Source organism: Pseudidiomarina piscicola (assembly GCF_902806985.1).
Lineage (GTDB): Bacteria > Pseudomonadota > Gammaproteobacteria > Enterobacterales > Alteromonadaceae > Pseudidiomarina > Pseudidiomarina piscicola.
Genome location: NZ_CADCXY010000001.1, coordinates 882486 through 901307 on the forward strand (window position 1 = coordinate 882486; position 18822 = coordinate 901307).

The window sequence follows — 18822 nt, forward strand, 5'->3', positions numbered from 1 at the left end:
TGATGGGGTATGATACTTTTGTCTGACAAATAATAACAATAGTTCAAGAGGCTTCCCATGTCTGAATCATCCTCGTTACTCAACCGTATGCTCGACAAAGTCGAAAAAGTGGGTAACAAACTTCCTGATCCTGCGGTCATGTTTTTCGGTTTATTAGTCATCGTATGGGTCTTCAGTTTTCTACTCTCAGGTGTGCAATTTGACGCTGTTCATCCCCTTACAGGTGAAGATGTTGAAGTAAACAACCTGCTGAGTGGCGCTGCCATGGCCGACTTCTTGGCCAATATGGTCAATACCTTCATGAGTTTTGCACCACTAGGGGTAGTACTCGTGGCCATGTTGGGGGTCGGCGTGGCAGAGCGTAGCGGCTTTATCAACGTTGCTATCAAGTTAATGCTCAACGTAACGCCGAAGCTAATGCTAACCCCAGTACTTATTCTGATTGCGATTGTCAGCCATACGGCGGTCGATGCTGGCTATGTATTGGTGATTCCATTAGGCGGGGTCATTTTCTACGCGGCCGGACGCCATCCGTTGGCCGGTATTGCCGCGGCCTTTGCTGGTGTCTCAGGTGGCTTTAGCGCAAACTTTGTGCCTTCGGCAATCGACCCATTGATTCAAGGATTTACCGAATCATCGGCGCAAATTCTGGACCCTTCAATTCAGTTAAACCCGCTCAATAACTACTACTTCACGGCGATGTCGTCAGTGATTGTCGTCTTGGTTGGCTGGTATTTAACCGACCGCGTCATTGAGCCTCGCCTTAGCAACACCCCTATCGACGGCGATCAAGAAGACATGCCCGCCTTAGATGATGTGACACCTCGTGATCGCAAAGCCTTTTATTTAGGCGTGTTAACTATGGTTTTAGGGCTGGTTGCCTTGTTTTTTGCCGCAAATGCGGAAAACACTCCGCTGGCAGACTCAACCGGTGAGTTAGCCTCGTTTAGTGCGCCACTGATGCAAATGATTGTGCCTCTCATATTCTTGCTATTTATTTTGCCCGGCATCGTACATGGTTATGTTTCTGGTAATTTTGCTAGCTCACAAGATGTCATTGGTGCCATGACTAAATCCATGGAAGACATGGCTTACTATATGGTCATGGCATTTTTCTGCGCCTTATTTATCAAAGCCTTCGGCGACTCCAATTTAGGTATCCTATTGTCAGTTAAAGGCGCGACTTTCCTAAGTTCATTGCAGCTCTCCGGTGGCGTCACTATGGTAGGTATTATTCTACTCGTGGCATTTATAAACCTTTTTGTCGGCTCTGCCTCGGCAAAGTGGGCTCTTATCTCACCTATCTTTGTGCCGATGCTGATGCAACTAGGCTACTCGCCCGACTTAACCCAAGCAGCTTACCGAGTCGGTGACTCAACCAGTAATATTATTACGCCATTACTACCCTACTTCCCACTTGTTGTGCTGTATTGCCAACGCTATGTGAAAGGCACGGGTATCGGCTCACTCGTTGCCTTAATGCTGCCATTTACCGTGAGTCTTCTGGTGTTATGGTCAGCGTTCCTAGTGATCTACTGGATGCTTGGTATCCCACTAGGTATTCAAGCCAACTATATGTACCCAGCAGGTTAAACTGATGAATTATTTCCAAGGTAAATCCGTATGGCTTACCGGTGCTTCTTCAGGCATCGGTCTGGCCATGGCGCAACAACTCGCGGAAGCGGGTGCCCATCTCATTTTAACCTCACGCCGTGCGGATACATTGGAGCAGGTAAGGCTTTCCTTGCAGCATCCGGAGCGCCATCAAGTACTAGCGTTAGACTTAAGCCAACCGGAAACGGCTGTCACGCATGCGCAGAGCGAGTTAGGTGACCAAGTTATCGATCTCTTAATAAACAATGCCGGTGTTTCGCAACGGTCGCGTATCCTTGATACCGATTTAAGCGTGTACCGCCAGCTTATGGAAATTGACTACTTCGGGGTCGTGGCACTCACCAAGTTCGTTCTACCGCGCATGATTGAGCGCCATAACGGGCACATCGTAACCGTTTCGTCAGTTGCTGGTAAGGTTGGTACTAAGCTTCGCAGCGGTTACAACGGTGCGAAATTCGGTGTTATTGGTTTTATGGACTCATTACGTGCTGAAACAGCTGAGCATGGCATCGCTGTGACCTCGATCTTACCTGGTTTTATCAACACTCAAGTCGCTCACAATTCACTCACTGGAGACGGTTCTGCGCTTGGCAAGCCTGATCCCGATAACGCTGGTGGAATTAGTGCGGAAGAATGTGCACGGCTCTCACTGAAGGCAATCGCCGCGCAAAAAGCAGAGGTTGTGGTGGGCTCTGGCGTGTCGAAACTAGCACCGTTCCTGCAACGCTTTGCCCCTGGTATAGTGCGACGTATGGTCGCCAAGCGCTAATTTCCTTGAAGGTTGAAGTCCAACTGGACTTCAACATTTTTCCGCTCGGTTACTTCGCCATTGTCATCATAAGCGGGCACGTAAAGCCACGCTGATACAGATTCACGAGCCGCTGCAGCGAAGGCGTCATTGGTCGCTGAATCCACTCGAATATTTTTGGTGCGACCGTCCGTACCAATATCATAAATCAACTGAACCGTACCACTGCGACCGGCTGTTGCCTCTTCGGCAGGAAACTCTGGCGAGACTCGGTACAAGGCTTCCTCCACCATCTGCCCGCTTAATTGATGATTCATTTCACCCACGCGCCGTAACGCCACATCAACCTTTGCGGTTTGGTTGAGACGCTGGTAAAAGTTGATTAATCGATAATATGCAGCCAATTGCAGCTGTAAGGTCGCGGCATTATCACGTGCATCAACCGCGACAACATATTCAAGCTTGTTGACTGCTGCAGCGAAATCCTCCGCGCCGGCATTTTCCATTGCTGCGTAAAACGCGGTTTTGACCGTCGTGGCGTGGTCTGCTCCGTAGAGCTCTTCACTCTCGTTATAAAGCGAGGTCCATAGTTCAGGACGACGTTGATTAAGCCGCATCAACTGTTCCGCCATAGCTATTTTGATTGCCACAACAAATTGCGGATTCTTCGTACGATGGGCGCTAAACACTTGTGCAAACTGCATTTCATAATTCGAAATCTGTTTCTCATTAGGCGCCGGCATGGTTTCTAGGGCTAACAGTAACGGATCTAACAGCTCGATCGCTTGTGGCCCATATTCACCCTGATAAACACGCACCACTAGTGCCGCTAAAGCATGAGATTGTTGACTGATACGTTGCTTAGGTTCTAACAAAAACAAATGATTAAGGGCTAAGTTTGCGGTATTAATATGCTCGGCACCGAAATGGTCTCGACCACTCATATAGGCGGTAAATGCCAACTGTTGTAATCTTAGCTTCGGGGTACTTTCATCGGCCTTTGCTTGTTGGAAGGCTTGATAAGCCTGCTCGAACTGCTGTTGTTCACTGGCTTGTATCAGCAAAGGGGTCGCATTTACCGACCCACTTAATCCGGTTAGGCCAAAGAGCGAACCTATAACCAATGGGCATAGACGGCGACGAAAACTCAAAGCGCTAAAGCAGTTAGGCATTATTATTAATCCATTAAATTTGTCGTTATAGTGCCTTCGATACTACCTCAAAGGGCTCTTTATAAGCAAAAAAACCCGCCAAAACGGCGGGCTTTAATCTTGCCAAGGGCATCGCTTCAAGCTAAACCATGTGCACCAGCATTGACGTAGGATCTTCTAAGAATTCCTGCCAACGTTTATTGAAACGCGCAATGGTGCCACCATCAATGATTCGATGATCGCCAGACCAACTTACGGTCATCATTTTGCGTGCCACTACATTGCCGTCGGCATCGAAGCGCGGCAATTCTTGCACCTTACCAAGCGCGACAATTGCTGCTTCTGGCTTATTAATAATTGGCGTGGCTACCGTACCGCCAATGACCCCAATATTCGAGATGGAAATAGTTCCACCTTTCATATCCTCTTGGGCCACGCGACCTTCTCGAGCAGACTGAGTAAGGCGGGTTACTTCGTTGGCAACATCAATCAGGCTCTTATTTTGTACCTGTTTAACATTAGGCACTAACAGACCGATCTTAGTATCTACTGCCATACCAATATTATGGTCGTCAAAATAAGTGATCTCTGTGCAATCGTCGTTCACTTGCGCATTCATCACCGGGAACTCTTTCAAGGCTAACGACAGCGCCTTGATAAAGAATGGCATCATGGTAATGCGCACACCTTCGTCTTTGTAACGCTCTTTTAGCTGCTTCTGTAAGGCCATCACTGCGGTCAAATCAAACTCATCGGCGTACGTGAAATGCGGAATTGTTTGTACCGAGTTGGTCATTGCCTTAGCCATCGCGGCTTTCACACCACGAATCGCTTCAGTGCGCTTACCGCCACTGCTGACGGTTGGCTGACTGGACGCCGAAGCGCTTGGCGCGGCAGATTGTGCCTCAGCTTTGCTCGACGTTCCCGCAATAAATTGCTCAATATCTTCCTTCATGACGCGGCCTTTCGCGCCAGAGCCAGTCACTTGGCTAATATCGACGTCTAACTCACGGGCACGACGGCGTACGGCTGGACTAGCAATCGCCTTACCTTGACGTGCAGCTTTTGGCGCCGCAGCCGAGCCTGGCTGCGCAGCGCTATTGGCACTAGTTTCATCCGCCGCTGCCGGTTGTGCCGCGCTGGTTGCTGATGACGTTTGCGGCGCATTATCGGTCGCATTGTCAGTAGCGCTACGCACCGCGAACAAAGGCTCGTGAACTTGCGCGATATCACCCTGCTTATAATAAAGTTTTTCCACAACACCATGATCTTTCGCCGGAATTTGTACCAGCGCTTTGTCAGTCATTACGTCAACAACTGGCTGATCTTCTTCAATGGTGTCGCCTTCTTGAACTTGCCATTCAACAATTTCACATTCAACGATGCCTTCGCCAATATCAGGCAAGATAAAATCAGTGACTGAGGTGTCTCCAGTCGCTGGCTTACTGTCGCTCACCGTTGCCGGCTCTGCCGCAGGTTCCGCTGCAGGCTCGCTGGCGGCATTGGTGTCCGCTTCATCATCGTTGCCTTGAATAGCAAACAAAGGTTCATGAACTTTGGCAATATCGCCTTGTTGATAATAAAGCTTCGCCACCACGCCATCGTCTTTCGCCGGAATTTGTACCAAGGCTTTGTCGGTCATTACATCAACCACGGGCTGATCTTCTTTGATGCTATCGCCTTCTTGGACCAACCATTCGACGATTTCACACTCAACGATACCCTCGCCGATATCCGGTAAGATAAAATCTTTACTCATAGGTCTCGGCCCTCTTAATAGGTCATCGAAGCTTTAATTGCTTCGTACACTTTCAGGTGGTCAACAAAATATTCTTTTTCATGACACAGTGGGTAAGGTGTATCCAAACCACAAACCCGTGCAATCGGCGACTCAAGATACAAGAAACATTTATCTTGAATGGTTGCCGCTACTTCACTGGCGAAGCCGCTCGTCAATGGTGCTTCTTGAGTTACCACCATACGACCGGTTTTCATCACCGACTCAGCCACAGTTTCAGCGTCCCACGGTAACAGGCTAACAAGGTCAATAACTTCACAGTCAATGCCCTCTTCTGCGGCCTTATCGGCAGCTTTCTCAGCCATTTCAACTTGTGCACCCCAAGCAACGATGGTGACATCTTTACCTTCGCGCACAACATCAGCCTTACCAAGCTCTAGGGTGTACTCTTCTTCAGGCACTTCACCGGTAGAGGCACGATACAAACGCTTAGGTTCCATAAACAGAACTGGGTTTGGATCAAAGATTGCGCTCAGTAATAAACCTTTCGCCATATAAGGGTTACGTGGCATCACAATTTTTAAGCCAGGCGTATGAGCGAAGTAAGCTTCTGGAGACTGCGAATGGTAATGCCCACCTGCAATACCGCCACCATAAGGTGTACGAATCGTTAAGCCACCAACATCAAACTCGTTCCCTGAGCGATACCGGAATTTAGCCGACTCGTTAACGATTTGGTCAAATGCTGGAAAGATATAATCACCGAACTGGATCTCAGCAATCGCATAACTGCCTTGCGATGCTAAACCATTGGCAAAACCTAATATTCCCTGCTCAACCAGTGGTGTATTAAAGTTACGGTGACGACCGTATTTTTCAGTTAAGCCTGACGTGGCACGAAATACGCCACCAAACGAGCCGGTGTCTTCACCAAAGCTATAAACTTTTTGGCTCTTCGCCATCGCGATATCAAGCGCATTATTGATGGCTTGTAGTAAATTCATCTTCGCCATTACTTTTCTCCCCCATCAATACGTGACGCTGTTTTCGGGTACGCTTCTGGGTACTTACGAATATGCGCTTTTAGTTCTTCAAGCTGCTCTTTAAGCTGCTGCGGAGGAGTGTCATAAACATCATTGATCAATTCATCAATATGCGGTGCTGGTACTTTCTCGGCTTTCTTCAATGCCGCAAGTACCGCCGCTTTTTTCTCTGCGAAGATCTCGTCTGCATCGGCTTCTGTTAACCATTTCTTGTTGATCAAGTAGGTTTGGAAGCGTGCTAACGGATCTTTCGCGCGCCAAGCATCTTCTTCTTCGCGGGTACGGTAACCCGTCGGGTCGTCAGAAGTTGAATGCCCCGCCATGCGATAAGACATGCCTTCAATCAACACTGGCTCATTTTCTTCAACGGCCAGTTTTCGTGCTAATTGGGTCGCTTGATAAACCGCTAAAATGTCATTCCCGTCGACGCGAATGGTTTTCATGCCATAGGCTACCCCGCGCGGCGCGATGCCGTCGCCGGCGTACTGTTCGCCTTGTGATGGTGTCGAAATCGCATAGCCGTTGTTACGGCAGAAGAATATCGCTGGAACTTTATAGACCGCAGCCATATTCAATGCGGCATGAAAGTCGCCTTCTGAAGCGGCACCTTCACCAAAATAGCAAATGGTACACTTCCCATTGCCATCCATTTTCTGACCATAGGCATAACCTGACGCTTGCGGAATTTGCGTCGCAAGAGGTGACGCAATAGTCATAAAGTTCAAGTCGGCAGAGCCATAGTGAACCGGCATCTGACGGCCTTTGCCAAGATCGCGCTCGTTCGAGAACAGCTGATCCATAAACTGTTCAACAGTAAAGCCGCGATAAGCCAAAGCGCCCTGTTCACGGTATTGCCCCATGATCATATCGCCACTATCGAGTGCCGCGGCCGAGCCAATGCTTGCCGCCTCTTCACCTAACGATGAAAGATAGAAGCTGATTCGACCTTGGCGCTGTGCAGCGATCATGCGCTCATCCAAAATACGGATAAATTGCATGGTATCGAACATCTTTAATGCTAATTCTTGGTCAAGTTCAGGAGCCGTTGCATTTTTTTGCAAGGTACCGTCTTCTTTGAGGATCTGAAGCATTGGAATCGTTAACGCAGAACCGTCTAAAAAGTTCGGTTCGGTCACGATTTCAAGCTGGTGTTGTTTATCCTTTGCCATAACTTTCTCGTTCTCGGAAAAATTGCGCTCACTTTACCTTTACGTCAACTGACATGCAAATGAGCAAGGTTACTAATAATTAAAAATCAGACCAGTTGCAGGCCTGTGATAGGTACATCAATCACCGTCAATAATGCCCGTTGGTCCAAGGCAACTTTTGCGTTTGGAAAAATGATGCGCTCGCCGGCCTGCTCTACTCGGTACTCTGTGTCGCCATCGGTTGCAAGCAAGTCGCCTTCTGCAAACGCGGTAAAGTTGGCGACATCGTCAGGAAAGTGTAAAACGAATTTTTCGTTTGTACGGTTTATTGTACGGCAGACATCGAAGATTTTTGTTCGATCCGGATCAAAGTTCGGTAGTGCTAGATCATGTTCGCAAATAAGTCGCGTAAACATGGTCTCTGCCGCAGCGAAATCGTGTCGATTGTTTTCCCCAAACGGGCGTACCTTGCCAAGCTCAACCGTAAAAGCATCGGCCTGATGAGTACGTACGCTGTAATAGCTAAAGGTGGTCGTAGGTGCTTGATTCAACAAAATTGTGGTGACACCACATTCAGCCAAGAAAGTAAGTTGTTCTTTCTTATACGGACCGCCATGGGTGAAAGGGTACACGGCGAACTTCTCATACTTAGAGTCGCGAATGGCGGTGTGAAGGTCGTAATGCAAGCGACGCCGCTCGCCATTTGGCGCACTATTGAAGAATTCCGTTACATAGCCTTCAATGGCTGCCGCACGATGATGCTCAGGGCTGTCACCTTGACGATGCGCACCACTAAACAGACGGTTCATGTTCATTTCAACAAAGCGTTTGTTTATTGCAATGGCTGCTGGGTTGGCGATTAAAAATAACGTCCGCTGAACCGGTTTGATTTGTCCTTGCATGATGCCATGAATCATATCCCGAACAATTTCGATAGGAGCTGTTTCATCGCCATGCACCGCACAAGAATACACGACGTCTTTATCGCCGGGGCTCGTTGGCTCAACGGTGACCACGCCATAGTCATTAAAAATGATCTGCCCGCCCGCATAATCGAGACGCTTATTGAGCAACTGCTGGTCAGCTGACAGCTGCTGTCCGGTCGCTCCGGCGAGGGTCCATTGCAACACATCTACTTCATTCAGTTTCACTTTTCGACTCCTGTTGTTTAATACGCCCTGGCTCTAAACCTTTGGTTGCCAGTAACGCCCGCAACACCCGCGAGCGGTATTCACGACGATACAGTACCGACACCACTACTAAGGTTGAAATGACAAATAGCAGCGGATGCAGAAACCAGCAAAGATAGGCAAGAGCGAAATAATAGGCGCGTAAACCGTTATTATACTCATGGCCGGCTTGGTCAAAAACCTTAGCGGCTTGATGTGCAAAAATCTCGCGTTGCTCGTCCGTAAAGTCAGTACTACGGTACTGAGGTGCAGCACCTAACAACACCGAAACAAAACCAAATTGCCGTATCGCCCAGGTGAACTTAAAGAAGGCAAAAACGAAGATAAGCGACAACCCGGCCAGCTTAAACTGCACCTTATCCGGCGCGGTATTCGCAGTAAACGGCAATGACTCGAGTACGCTAACAACTTGCTCTGCAGAGGCTAATAATGTGAGCACACCCGCCAGCACCAACACCGTGGATGAGGCAAAGAAGGTCACCACCCGCTCGACATTACCTAACAGCGCCGCATCGGCAATCTGATGTTCCTTGCGGGTTAATGTGGTCATCCAGTCGATGCGTAGTTGACGCAAAATATAGGAAAGACTGTAGGACGTACGTGCACGAATTCGGGCAAACTGGATGTAAGACATCCAAACCGAAACGAAAAATGCCAGAGTAACAATATCGAGTGTGGTTAAACTCATTCAATTGACCTTGCGCTGACAGAATAGAGCGAAGTCGCATGATGCTTCACGCTTCATGCGACTTCGTTAATCGTAGTTAGGCTGTTAGTTTACCACTAGTTAAAAGATTTGTCCGACTCGGTTTTAGGTGCCGGCGGCTCTGTTAGCCCATACCAAGACAACATGGTTTTCATGCCCCGTTTGGTATCTTCTAAAATCAGGTACAAACAAGGAATCAGCAACAATGTAATCACGGTCGCAAACAAGATACCGAAGGCCAAGGAAATCGCCATCGGGATAACCATTTTTGCTTGTAAGCTTTTTTCCAGCACAATCGGTAGCAAACCAAAGAAGGTGGTTAAACTCGTTAAAATAATCGCACGAAAACGAGCCGAACCAGCATCTTGTACCGCGGTACGAAGCTTCACTCCACTCTTGCGAGCTTGGTTTACATAGTCAACCATCACCAAGGAGTCGTTCACGACCACCCCAGCCAGTGCGATAATACCAAACAAACTAAGGATGGAAATCGGCATGCCGATCATCCAGTGGCCTATCACCGCGCCAATCATACCAAATGGAATAACCGACATAATGATTAACGGCTGGCTGTACGACTTCAGCGGTATTGCCATAAGCGCGTAAATAGCGAACAGCGCCAATACAAAACCAATGGCTAATGAACTTGTCGCTTCGGCTTCGTCCTGTGAAGCTCCTTCGAGCTTAAAGCTCACCGATGGATACTTGTCCAAAATAGCTTGAATGTGATCTTGGCGAACTTGCCGCACCACTTCGAACGGTTCGACGCGATCTTTATCGACTCGCGCGCGCACGTTAACACTACGTTCACGGTTGATACGACGGATGGTGTTGTAGCCCTCGGCAAAGCGGATCTCAGCCAGTTCCGTAAATGGAATTAAGTCGCCGTTGGCAGTTCGTAGCTTCATGTCTTCTAAGTTACCAACCGATTGCCGCTCTTCAAGCGGATAACGCACCATCACCCGTACTTCTTCGTCACCACGCTGAATCCGTTGCGCCTCTGCACCATAAAACGCATAACGCACTTGGTTCGCAAGCTCACTTAAAGTGATTCCCATAGCTGTAGCGAGCGGTTTTAACTCCAATATAATTTCTTCGTTACCATCGCCGAAGGTGTCTTCGATATCAAACACACCGTCAAACTCACCCAGTACTTCTTTGATTTCTTTCGCCGCAGCGGCCAGTTGATCCAGGTCGTCACCAGCTAACTGGAACTCAACGTCCGATCCACCACCACCGCCAATACTACCTTGGAAGTTAATTGACTTAACACCGGCGATTTCCGGGGTTGCCTCACGCCAACGATTGATAATTGCGAAACCGTCAATGTTACGATCTTCGCCTTTTGCCAGCTCACTCATGACCATGCCGTTGGTGGTGCCATTTAACCAAGTGTTGGTATGCCGAACGACGCCCTCGCCCTGCTCTTGTTTCACTTCTTCATCCACTTGCATCAGCGATGCAGTTAACTCCTCAAGAGCTCGAATGGTCGCCTCTTCTGACGAACCAGGCTGCATTTCGAGACTAGTTTGAATAAAGTCGCTCGGAATATTCGGGAAAAATACCCAACGCACAACCCCGCCACTAATTAAACCTATCATCACAATGAACATCGCGATAAAGGTTGCGAATGTGGTGTACCGATAATGTAAGCATTTTTTCAAAAATGGACGGTAATAACGCGTTACAAACACCTGCAAACTTGAGGAAATTTTATTACGTGTTCGCTGGAAAGCGTTTTGCTTAGTGGTATTCGACTTACTGAATTTCATCGCCGCAATGTGCGCTGGCAAAATGAGTTTTGACTCAACCAGCGAGAAGGCTAAACAAAGTATGACGACCCAAGCGATCGACTCCCAGATAGCTCCCATTCCGCCATCAACCATCAGCATCGGGATAAATGCCACCATGGTCGTCAATACGCCAAAGGTGGCCGGTATGGCTACTTTTTTCGCACCGCGAACCACGTTATCAGTGCTTTTTCCATGTTTCTCAATTTCGGAATAGGCACTTTCGCCGATCACTATGGCATCGTCCACCACTATCCCTAGTACCAATATGAAGCCGAACAGGCTAATCATATTGATCGAGATGTCGAACATAGGTAGCGGCATTAACGCAATGGTACCAAGGAAGCAGATAGGAATTCCCATCATGACCCAAAACGCTAGACGCAGTTGTAAAAACAGCGATAGCATGAGGAACACCAGCAGACCACCAGTGACCATATTGTCGGTCATCAGATCAAGTCGGCCCTGCAAGTAATACGATGAATCCCCCCAGTAGGCTACTTTCACTTCCGGCGGTAACTCTTTGGACCGTCGATCGATGTAATTTTTCACCACTTCAGCAACCGCGAGATCGTTTTGGTCACCTACCGAGTCGACGCGCACAAAAGTTGCTGGCTTGTCGTCAAAGCGTGTAAAGCGTCGACGTTCAATAAACTCATCTTTAACGGTCGCAATATCACCTAAGGTTAAGCGGGTACCGTCAGGCCGATTAATCAGCACAATGCGTTCGTATTCATCACCGAAATAAGCCTGGTTATTTGCCCGTAACAAAATATCGCCGTTCGGTGTGCGAATAGAGCCACCCGCAACATCAATCGAGGTTCCGCGCACGGCATTCACAACTTGCTGGAAAGTGAGGTTATAGCGCTGAAGGTCTTGCTCTGAAATTTCTACTGAAATTTCATAATCGCGCGCACCAACCACTTCCACTTTGGTCACCCCACCGATCGACTTCAAATCGTCGCGGATCGACTTTGCGAGTTCCTTTTGGTTACGTTCCGTCATATCACCGTAGACGCTTACCCAAAGCACTTGTCGTTGTGGTCGGATTCGGTAGATATTCGGACTTTCAATTTGCTGCGGGAAGTTAGGGATGGCATCGATAAGCATTTTCACTTCATCCATGACCACCTGTGTGTCGTAGCCACTCTCAACTTCCACTGAGACCGAACCACCTCCTTCACTTGCGGTTGAAACGATGCGTTCGACACCGTTTACATCTTCCAGAGCATCTTCAATGAGAATCAATACGCCCTGCTCTACTTCTTGCGGGGCGGCACCAGGAAATGGCACCTGAATGCTAATGTTGTTGAGCTCAATTTCAGGAAACATCTGCTTGCGTACTTGGAACACCATAAAGATACCGGTGATAATAATCAGCAGCATCAGTAAGTTTGCAGCAACAGTATTATTTGCCCACCAGGCAATGAGGCCACGTTCTTGATTCGAGTTTGGATCTTGATTTGGCGTTTGCATTGTCAGGTTCCCTTACTCGTCAGCTGAATTATCGGCAGACTGACTGCCAACATTTGTTGCATCATCCGTGCTTTCAGGACCTTCCATTTGCTGCGGTAAAGGGTCGCCTGGTAAACGTACTTTCATACTAGGTAAAGCATTGGCTAACTGCGTTAACACCACCTTATCGCCAGCTTCAAGTCCGCCATCGATAATGACATGATTTTCTTCGGTGCGAAGCACTTCAACATGACGACGTTGCAGTCGACGTTCATCGTCAACCAACCAAAGGTTACCATCTGTGGTAAGCGCGTAACGTGGCATACGGAAGACGTTGTCGACAAAGATCCCTTCAATTTCTAACGCAACAAAGCGTCCGAATCGCAGCACCTTTTCATGTTGCTTGGCAGCTCTGTTATACGGGTCTTGAACCTCAACCACACCATAGATAACTCGGCTGTCGGTGTTCAAAACACCTTCGCTACGAACTAAGCGGCCCTGCCATTCATAGGTTTGCCCAGCTACTTGCGAAGTAAGTCGAACTTGGGGAAAGTCTGATTTCTGCTCAGCTTCAGGAAGGTTAAGATACGCAAGGTCGCGGTCGCTCAACGGTACTCGTATTTCAGCCGTCTTGGTTCCCATGATCTCAGCGATTTGACTCGCGCTATTAATATATTGGCCTAAATCAACATTCTTGTTTTGTAACACGCCAGCAAAAGGCGCTCGCACGGTGGTACGGTCGAGATCGCGCTCGGCTTTCGCTACCGCGGCTTGAGCCGACTGCATCGCTGCTACAGCACTAGCCACTTGGGGCTTGCGTAAACCTAGCTCTGGAATTTCACCTAGTTGTAATGATTCCCACTCTTCGCGCGCAACTTCAGCGCGAGCACTTTCTTCCGCTAGCGCAGCCTTTGCCTGAGCAAGATTCGCTTTCGCGCTTTGCAATGCAACTTCATAGTCGCGACTATCGATTTTGAGAACCATATCACCCTCTTCAAAAAAGCCGCCGTTTTGGAAGTTCGGCGCGATTTCGGTGATTTGGCCACTAACTTGAGCAATAAGAAAGGTCGTATGTTTAGGCATTACATTGCCTTGCCCGCTAACCACGAGGTTTAGATTTTCAGGCATCGCCTCTTGCACTTCAACTAACACCGCGGGACGCTCATTTGAGCGCATCGGTAATTGAGGTCGCATCATTCCCAAACCGATAACGATGACAATTGCGAAAATAATAATAAGAGGAGGTAGCAGCGCACGCTTTTTAAATGCCATGTAGATAGTTCCAGTTAAACATGAAGACGGCTATAGTATGCGCTATGTTTTGATTATATTTAAGCCAGATTATGTTGCGAGTTGTAACAACAGAAACATTAGCCATTCAATAAGAAGCTTTCACCTGCCTCAACAGCCCTGGGGCCTCCCGCAATAAGCAGTACATCGCCCTGTTGTAACTTAAAATCACCCGCAACTTCACTATGTTCCTGACCGTCGCGGCGCACCGATTTCACCTGTAAGCCGAGGTCATCCAAACCCAGTTGTGCTAACTCTTTACCACACGCATAGGCGTTGTCGGTCAGCTGTACAGCATGCAGAAATTGTAAGCGATCAATTTTTTCGGGATCCATGTCCGTGGTTTCACCGGGATAAAAGCCATGCATGTCGCCGTAATGAGAACGCCGCGCTTGGTCTAAGCGTGCGAGTATTTTTCGAATCGGCACGCCGGTTCGGCTCAATATCTGCGATACCAGCATCAAACTTGCCTCTAAAGTATCCGGCACCACTTGGGTAGCTCCGGCTTGCATCATTGCTTCGAGCCTTAAATCATCGCGCGAACGCACAATCACTTCGGCGTGGTCGTTCATTTCACGCACCGACTTGAGTACTTCAAGTGCTTTCAGGTCATCGGCAAAAGTGATGATAATGAGTTCGACTTGGTCCGCATGAACGGTCTTGAGGATATCGCGGCGAGCACCGTCGCCGAAGAAAACGTTGGCGCCACCCGCGGTCGCTTCTTGCACGCGCTTGCTGTCATGGTCAATCGCCAGGTGCTCAATGTTTTCATTGGTTAAAAACCGGCTGACAGTTTGCCCAACTCGGCCAAACCCTAGCACCAGCACACGTTTTGGTTTAGAGGTGTCCGGTTGCACAATTTCGGTTTTCAGCTCTAGGGTATTCGCTCTTAATAATGGTTTTACAAGCTGGTGGCTACGTTGAATAACAACTGGCGTCACCGCCATTCCCAGCACACCGACACCGACTAATAACGAGGCAATATCTGTTGGCAATAATGCATAGGAAAACGCGAGTGAGACCAGTACAAAACCAAACTCTCCCATTTGAAACAACATCAAGCCTGCGCTCCAAGCATCTTCTTCACGCTCTTTCATTAACCCTGCGACTAACCGCACAACCAGCATTTTTAATAAGCCAATAACGAGCACGGCGAGGATAATCCAGTGCAAGTGCCGCAAAAATATCGACAAATCTAGCTGCATACCAACGGTAATGAAAAAGAGGCCCATTAGAATATCGCGAAACGGCCGTATATCCGCTTCGAGTTGATGCTTGTACTTGCTTTCGCCGAGCATCATGCCGGCTAAGAAGGCTCCTAGGGCCATCGAAAGGCCAAACAAATGGGTAAGACCGCCTGCCACTAGAGCGACGAGAAGCGTAGCCAGAACAAAAAGCTCATCGGTTCTTAAGCGCGCGATTTCACGAAACACATGGGGCAGAACCCATTTACCGATGGTCATCAGCAATATGACGACGCCCGCTCCTTTCACCAGTGCAATACCTAAACTTTCCCAGATACTGGTGTCGGCTGAGGCACTCGCTAGTAACGGAATAACGATCAACATCGGCACTACGGCAATGTCTTGGAACAGTAACACCGCAACCGTTGCTTGGCCTTTACGAGTGGTTAATTGTGATGACTCACCTAATTGCTTGATCACTACCGCGGTCGAGCTTAACGCGAGGGTACCACCGATGACCATGGCCGCATTCCAATCACCGAGCCAAAGGTAGGCTAGCCCGGCAAAAAGCACCGAACAAATCACCACTTGCCCGGCACCAAGCCCAAACACTAAGCGCCGCATGGCAATCATTTTAGGAAGAGAGAACTCGAGCCCAAGGGAAAAAAGTAACAGAACCACACCAAGTTCAGCGATAAAATGATATTCATCAGGGTCTTCGACCCACGCAGCGACATCCGGACCGGCAATAAGTCCAGTCACTAGGTAAGCTAAAATGGCCGGCAGCTTAACTCGTCGAAAGCTCCAAACGAGACCAACCGCTATCGCTAAAAGTGCAAGTACATCAAGAAACGTTCCATTCACTTGGATTTCCTTTGCAGGTATAGACCAAAACAAATTAAGCTTAAGCCTATAAGGGTCGTCACTTCAATCACTTCTCCAAGAAGAAAGTAAATTAATACCAAACTTACGAACGGACTCAAGAAAATAAGCATCGATAGTTGCGATGTTTTCTCTGCAGTGCGCATCGCCGTTAACCACAGTAGGAAGGTGACTCCCATTTCAAACATTCCGACATAGGCTGCGGCAGCCCAGGCGCGCCATTCGAACCAAGGCACCGGAGTCGGGTCGAGTCCCACAGCGACCGCCAGGAAAGCGGTACCGAATGCAAAACACCAAAACATCGCTGGAATTGGCGCATCTCTATTTCTCGTATTAATTAACCAATACCCGGCCCACAACACTGTACTTAACAACGCCAAACCAATACCAACCCAGTTCGTCTGTTGGAAGTCCCACTGTCCGCCGGTGGCAATGAAAACGACGCCGCCATAAGCAATTAACATGGCACAAAGCTCACGTAGCGTTAAGCGTTGCTTTAAGATCGGCACCGCCAATAGCGCCATAGTGATGGCCCATGTGTAGTTAATCGCTTGTGCCTGTTGCGCCGGCAATTGATCGTAGGCGGCAAATAATACCCAGTAATAGGTGAATGGATTAATTGCGCCTTGAATACTGTAAAACAGCCAACGCTTGCGTCCCAGCTTCAAGGTTTCTAACAAGCGACCTTGCCATGTCAGTAAGCCAAGGAAAACGAGCATGCTAGTGAGCGTCGCAAATAACAGTAGATGCAATGGCGACAAGTATTCCAAGGCGATTTTAAAGGCGGTGGCAACCGTTGACCAAAGCCCAACAGCGGCAATGCCAAAAACCAACGCGCGGCGTTGATTTTTCTCAACCGGAGGTACAGCTACGGACATTTTTTAACTCCAAGAGAACGACTTAATCGGCGTTTCGTGAACCCAAAATAAGGTGGCGTGAAGATGTTCGCTTCACGGTATGGCGACCCCAGGATACTTCTGGTTGTCGGTCATTTTTGGTATGAATCATTTGCCTTCGAATTTGTTCTAATTGCGCATAGGAAGGCATGCTTGCGTTTTGTTGCTGCAACCAAGTACGCAGCAGTGCTCGCTGACTGGCCGGCGAGTGGCTTGCCAACGGCTCAACCTTAAGTTCACCCGCGGCGTTTTGATACGTCATGAGTTGCTCGCTGAGCAGTTCTTCAAGCACCTGTTGTTGCTCTGCGCACAATTGTGCACTTCGCAATACCGCGTCACCAAAATGTGGCCAGCGCTGCTCTAACTCAGGTACTATTTTATGCCGTAAAAAATTACGCTCAATGCGAGTGTCATAGTTGGTATCGTCTTCAATCCAGAACAGCTGGTGCTGCTTGGCATAAGCATAAATTTCTGCTTTGCTAACCCCTAACAAGGGCCGCACGATGGTTTGCCGAGGTTGCAGTTGGCGTTGACTTTCGCTTTGCTGCGCCATTGCCGCCAAGCCCTTCGGCCCCGCACCGCGTTTCAACTGCAATAAAAAGGTCTCAATTTGATCGTTACGATGCTGACCAACGAGTAGTATTGCGTTGTCCGTTGCGATTTCGCCAAGCCGTTGATAACGCGCCTCTCTACCCGCGGCCTCCTTGCTTGTTCGACGCCCCTGTGGCACCGCTAATACCTCACAGTACATTGGAAATTGTCGCTGCTGACAGTCGTCGACTAAGCCTTCCGCCCAATGTCCCGAGTCGGGGTGAAACTGGTGATCTAGATGAATCGCAAGGTAGTTAAACTGCGGATGGTCTTGGCGCCAACGGTCAAGCAGATCGAGCACGGTTTGAGAATCAGCGCCGCCGCCTAAGCAAGCAACAAGCTGTTGCTCAGGCCGCAGCTCAACATTTTCTAGGGCCGTGCAAAAGTCTGGGTAGAGGTCGCGATAACTAACGTCCACGTTGATCTAGCAATAACCGAATGACATCAATTTTTGATAACGTTGCTCGAGTAACGCAGTACGATCAAGGTCTTTCAAACTATTAAGATCGTCCAGTAAACGTTGCTTGAGTCGCTGTGCCATCACTTCAACATCGCGATGCGCACCACCTAGCGGCTCTTCGACGATGGCATCAATCAAACCTAATTCAAGACTACGTTGGGCAGTCACGCCCATAGCTTCGGCGGCAGTGGATGCTTTGTCAGCACTTTTCCAAAGAATCGACGCACAACCCTCAGGCGAAATCACCGAGTAGGTCGAGTACTGCAACATGTTGACCCGATCGCCCACACCAATAGCCAAGGCACCACCAGAGCCACCTTCACCAATAACTGTACAAACAATAGGAACATTTAAACGCGCCATAACCTTAAGGTTGCGGGCGATGGCTTCGGACTGTCCACGTTCTTCGGCACCAATGCCCGGATAAGCGCCGGGCGTATCAATAAAGGTGATAATGGGCATCTTGAACCGTTCGGCCATTTCCATCAAACGCATCGCTTTACGATACCCTTCAGGTTTTGGCATACCAAAGTTACGACGAATCTTTTCTTTGGTTTCACGACCTTTCTGATGACCAATTATGACCACTGGCTGACCGTCTAAACGTGCAGTACCACCGACGATCGCACGGTCATCGGCAAACGCACGATCGCCGGCAAGTTCGTCGAAATCAGTGAAAATAGCTGAGATGTAGTCAAGAGTGTAAGGGCGCATCGGATGGCGCGCCATCTGCGCAACTTGCCAAGCACCAAGATCACCAAAGATTTTCTCGATCAGTTGCTCACGCTTTTCTTGTAACTTAGCAATCTCTTCTTCAATCGAAATATCAAAATCACCCTTGGCACCAACGGCTTTCAGCTCGTCGATTTGTGCTTGCAGCTCTGCAATGGGTTTTTCGAGCTCTAAAAATTGCAAATTCATTTGGACTCCCTTAGA

At 48.7% G+C, this 18822-nt stretch carries 14 protein-coding genes; 2 read left to right on the top strand and 12 right to left on the bottom strand.

Annotated elements, in window-relative coordinates; genetic code table 11:
• The first annotated feature begins 57 nt into the window (after nt 1-57).
• Nucleotides 58-1593: an AbgT family transporter gene (locus PSI9734_RS04345; protein ID WP_173919863.1), complete on the top strand. Its 1536-nt coding sequence runs from the start codon at nt 58-60 to the stop codon at nt 1591-1593.
• Between the two features lie 4 nt (nt 1594-1597).
• Nucleotides 1598-2383: an SDR family oxidoreductase gene (locus PSI9734_RS04350; protein ID WP_173919864.1), complete on the top strand. Its 786-nt coding sequence runs from the start codon at nt 1598-1600 to the stop codon at nt 2381-2383.
• Here PSI9734_RS04350 and PSI9734_RS04355 read toward each other — a convergent pair.
• From PSI9734_RS04355 to accA, 12 genes are all read right to left on the bottom strand, one after another.
• Nucleotides 2380-3534, bottom strand: coding sequence for a TonB family protein (locus PSI9734_RS04355; protein ID WP_173919865.1), 1155 nt, complete (start codon nt 3532-3534; stop codon nt 2380-2382). The genes PSI9734_RS04350 and PSI9734_RS04355 overlap by 4 nt on opposite strands.
• Before the next feature lie 121 nt (nt 3535-3655).
• The gene (locus tag PSI9734_RS04360) at nt 3656-5272 is read right to left on the bottom strand and encodes a dihydrolipoyllysine-residue acetyltransferase (protein ID WP_173919866.1); all 1617 of its coding nucleotides are present in this window, start codon (nt 5270-5272) and stop codon (nt 3656-3658) included.
• Between the two features lie 14 nt (nt 5273-5286).
• Nucleotides 5287-6264, bottom strand: a complete 978-nt coding sequence (locus PSI9734_RS04365; protein ID WP_173919867.1) for an alpha-ketoacid dehydrogenase subunit beta — start codon at nt 6262-6264, stop codon at nt 5287-5289.
• Complete coding sequence (locus tag PSI9734_RS04370) at nt 6264-7463, bottom strand: thiamine pyrophosphate-dependent dehydrogenase E1 component subunit alpha (RefSeq protein WP_173919868.1); 1200 nt, start codon at nt 7461-7463, stop codon at nt 6264-6266. Before PSI9734_RS04370 ends, PSI9734_RS04365 begins: the two co-directional genes overlap by 1 nt.
• Before the next feature lie 86 nt (nt 7464-7549).
• Nucleotides 7550-8587, bottom strand: a complete 1038-nt coding sequence (astE, locus tag PSI9734_RS04375; RefSeq protein WP_425500049.1) for a succinylglutamate desuccinylase — start codon at nt 8585-8587, stop codon at nt 7550-7552.
• Nucleotides 8580-9320 carry a DUF599 domain-containing protein gene (locus tag PSI9734_RS04380; RefSeq protein ID WP_173919869.1) on the bottom strand — a complete coding sequence of 247 codons (741 nt, stop codon included), beginning with the start codon at nt 9318-9320 and terminating at the stop codon, nt 8580-8582. Before PSI9734_RS04380 ends, astE begins: the two co-directional genes overlap by 8 nt.
• Before the next feature lie 95 nt (nt 9321-9415).
• Nucleotides 9416-12604 (bottom strand): efflux RND transporter permease subunit, encoded by a 3189-nt coding sequence (locus PSI9734_RS04385; RefSeq protein ID WP_173919870.1) that lies wholly within the window; start codon nt 12602-12604, stop codon nt 9416-9418.
• A 12-nt stretch (nt 12605-12616) separates the two neighbouring features.
• On the bottom strand, nt 12617-13855 hold the full coding sequence (locus PSI9734_RS04390) for an efflux RND transporter periplasmic adaptor subunit (RefSeq protein ID WP_173919871.1): 1239 nt from the start codon (nt 13853-13855) through the stop codon (nt 12617-12619).
• A 98-nt stretch (nt 13856-13953) separates the two neighbouring features.
• On the bottom strand, nt 13954-15921 hold the full coding sequence (locus PSI9734_RS04395; RefSeq protein ID WP_173919872.1) for a monovalent cation:proton antiporter family protein: 1968 nt from the start codon (nt 15919-15921) through the stop codon (nt 13954-13956).
• A complete protein-coding gene (locus tag PSI9734_RS04400) occupies nt 15918-16817 on the bottom strand; it encodes a DMT family transporter (RefSeq protein ID WP_173919873.1) in 900 nt (299 codons plus the stop codon). The genes PSI9734_RS04395 and PSI9734_RS04400 overlap by 4 nt, the downstream gene beginning before the upstream one ends.
• A gap of 22 nt (nt 16818-16839) precedes the next feature.
• The gene (gene tilS, locus PSI9734_RS04405) at nt 16840-17844 is read right to left on the bottom strand and encodes a tRNA lysidine(34) synthetase TilS (RefSeq protein ID WP_173919874.1); all 1005 of its coding nucleotides are present in this window, start codon (nt 17842-17844) and stop codon (nt 16840-16842) included.
• Between the two features lie 6 nt (nt 17845-17850).
• Entirely contained in the window at nt 17851-18807 is a 957-nt protein-coding gene (gene accA / locus PSI9734_RS04410; protein ID WP_173919875.1) for an acetyl-CoA carboxylase carboxyl transferase subunit alpha, read from the bottom strand.
• Nucleotides 18808-18822: the final 15 nt, after the last annotated feature.

Coding starts and splice junctions, on each gene's coding strand:
- PSI9734_RS04345 (WP_173919863.1), top strand. CDS start 58: ATGTCTGAATCATCCTCGTTACTCAACCGTATGCTCGACAAAGTCGAA.
- PSI9734_RS04350 (WP_173919864.1), top strand. CDS start 1,598: ATGAATTATTTCCAAGGTAAATCCGTATGGCTTACCGGTGCTTCTTCA.
- PSI9734_RS04355 (WP_173919865.1), bottom strand. CDS start 3,534: ATGCCTAACTGCTTTAGCGCTTTGAGTTTTCGTCGCCGTCTATGCCCA.
- PSI9734_RS04360 (WP_173919866.1), bottom strand. CDS start 5,272: ATGAGTAAAGATTTTATCTTACCGGATATCGGCGAGGGTATCGTTGAG.
- PSI9734_RS04365 (WP_173919867.1), bottom strand. CDS start 6,264: ATGGCGAAGATGAATTTACTACAAGCCATCAATAATGCGCTTGATATC.
- PSI9734_RS04370 (WP_173919868.1), bottom strand. CDS start 7,463: ATGGCAAAGGATAAACAACACCAGCTTGAAATCGTGACCGAACCGAAC.
- PSI9734_RS04380 (WP_173919869.1), bottom strand. CDS start 9,320: ATGAGTTTAACCACACTCGATATTGTTACTCTGGCATTTTTCGTTTCG.
- PSI9734_RS04385 (WP_173919870.1), bottom strand. CDS start 12,604: ATGCAAACGCCAAATCAAGATCCAAACTCGAATCAAGAACGTGGCCTC.
- PSI9734_RS04390 (WP_173919871.1), bottom strand. CDS start 13,855: ATGGCATTTAAAAAGCGTGCGCTGCTACCTCCTCTTATTATTATTTTC.
- PSI9734_RS04400 (WP_173919873.1), bottom strand. CDS start 16,817: ATGTCCGTAGCTGTACCTCCGGTTGAGAAAAATCAACGCCGCGCGTTG.
- accA (WP_173919875.1), bottom strand. CDS start 18,807: ATGAATTTGCAATTTTTAGAGCTCGAAAAACCCATTGCAGAGCTGCAA.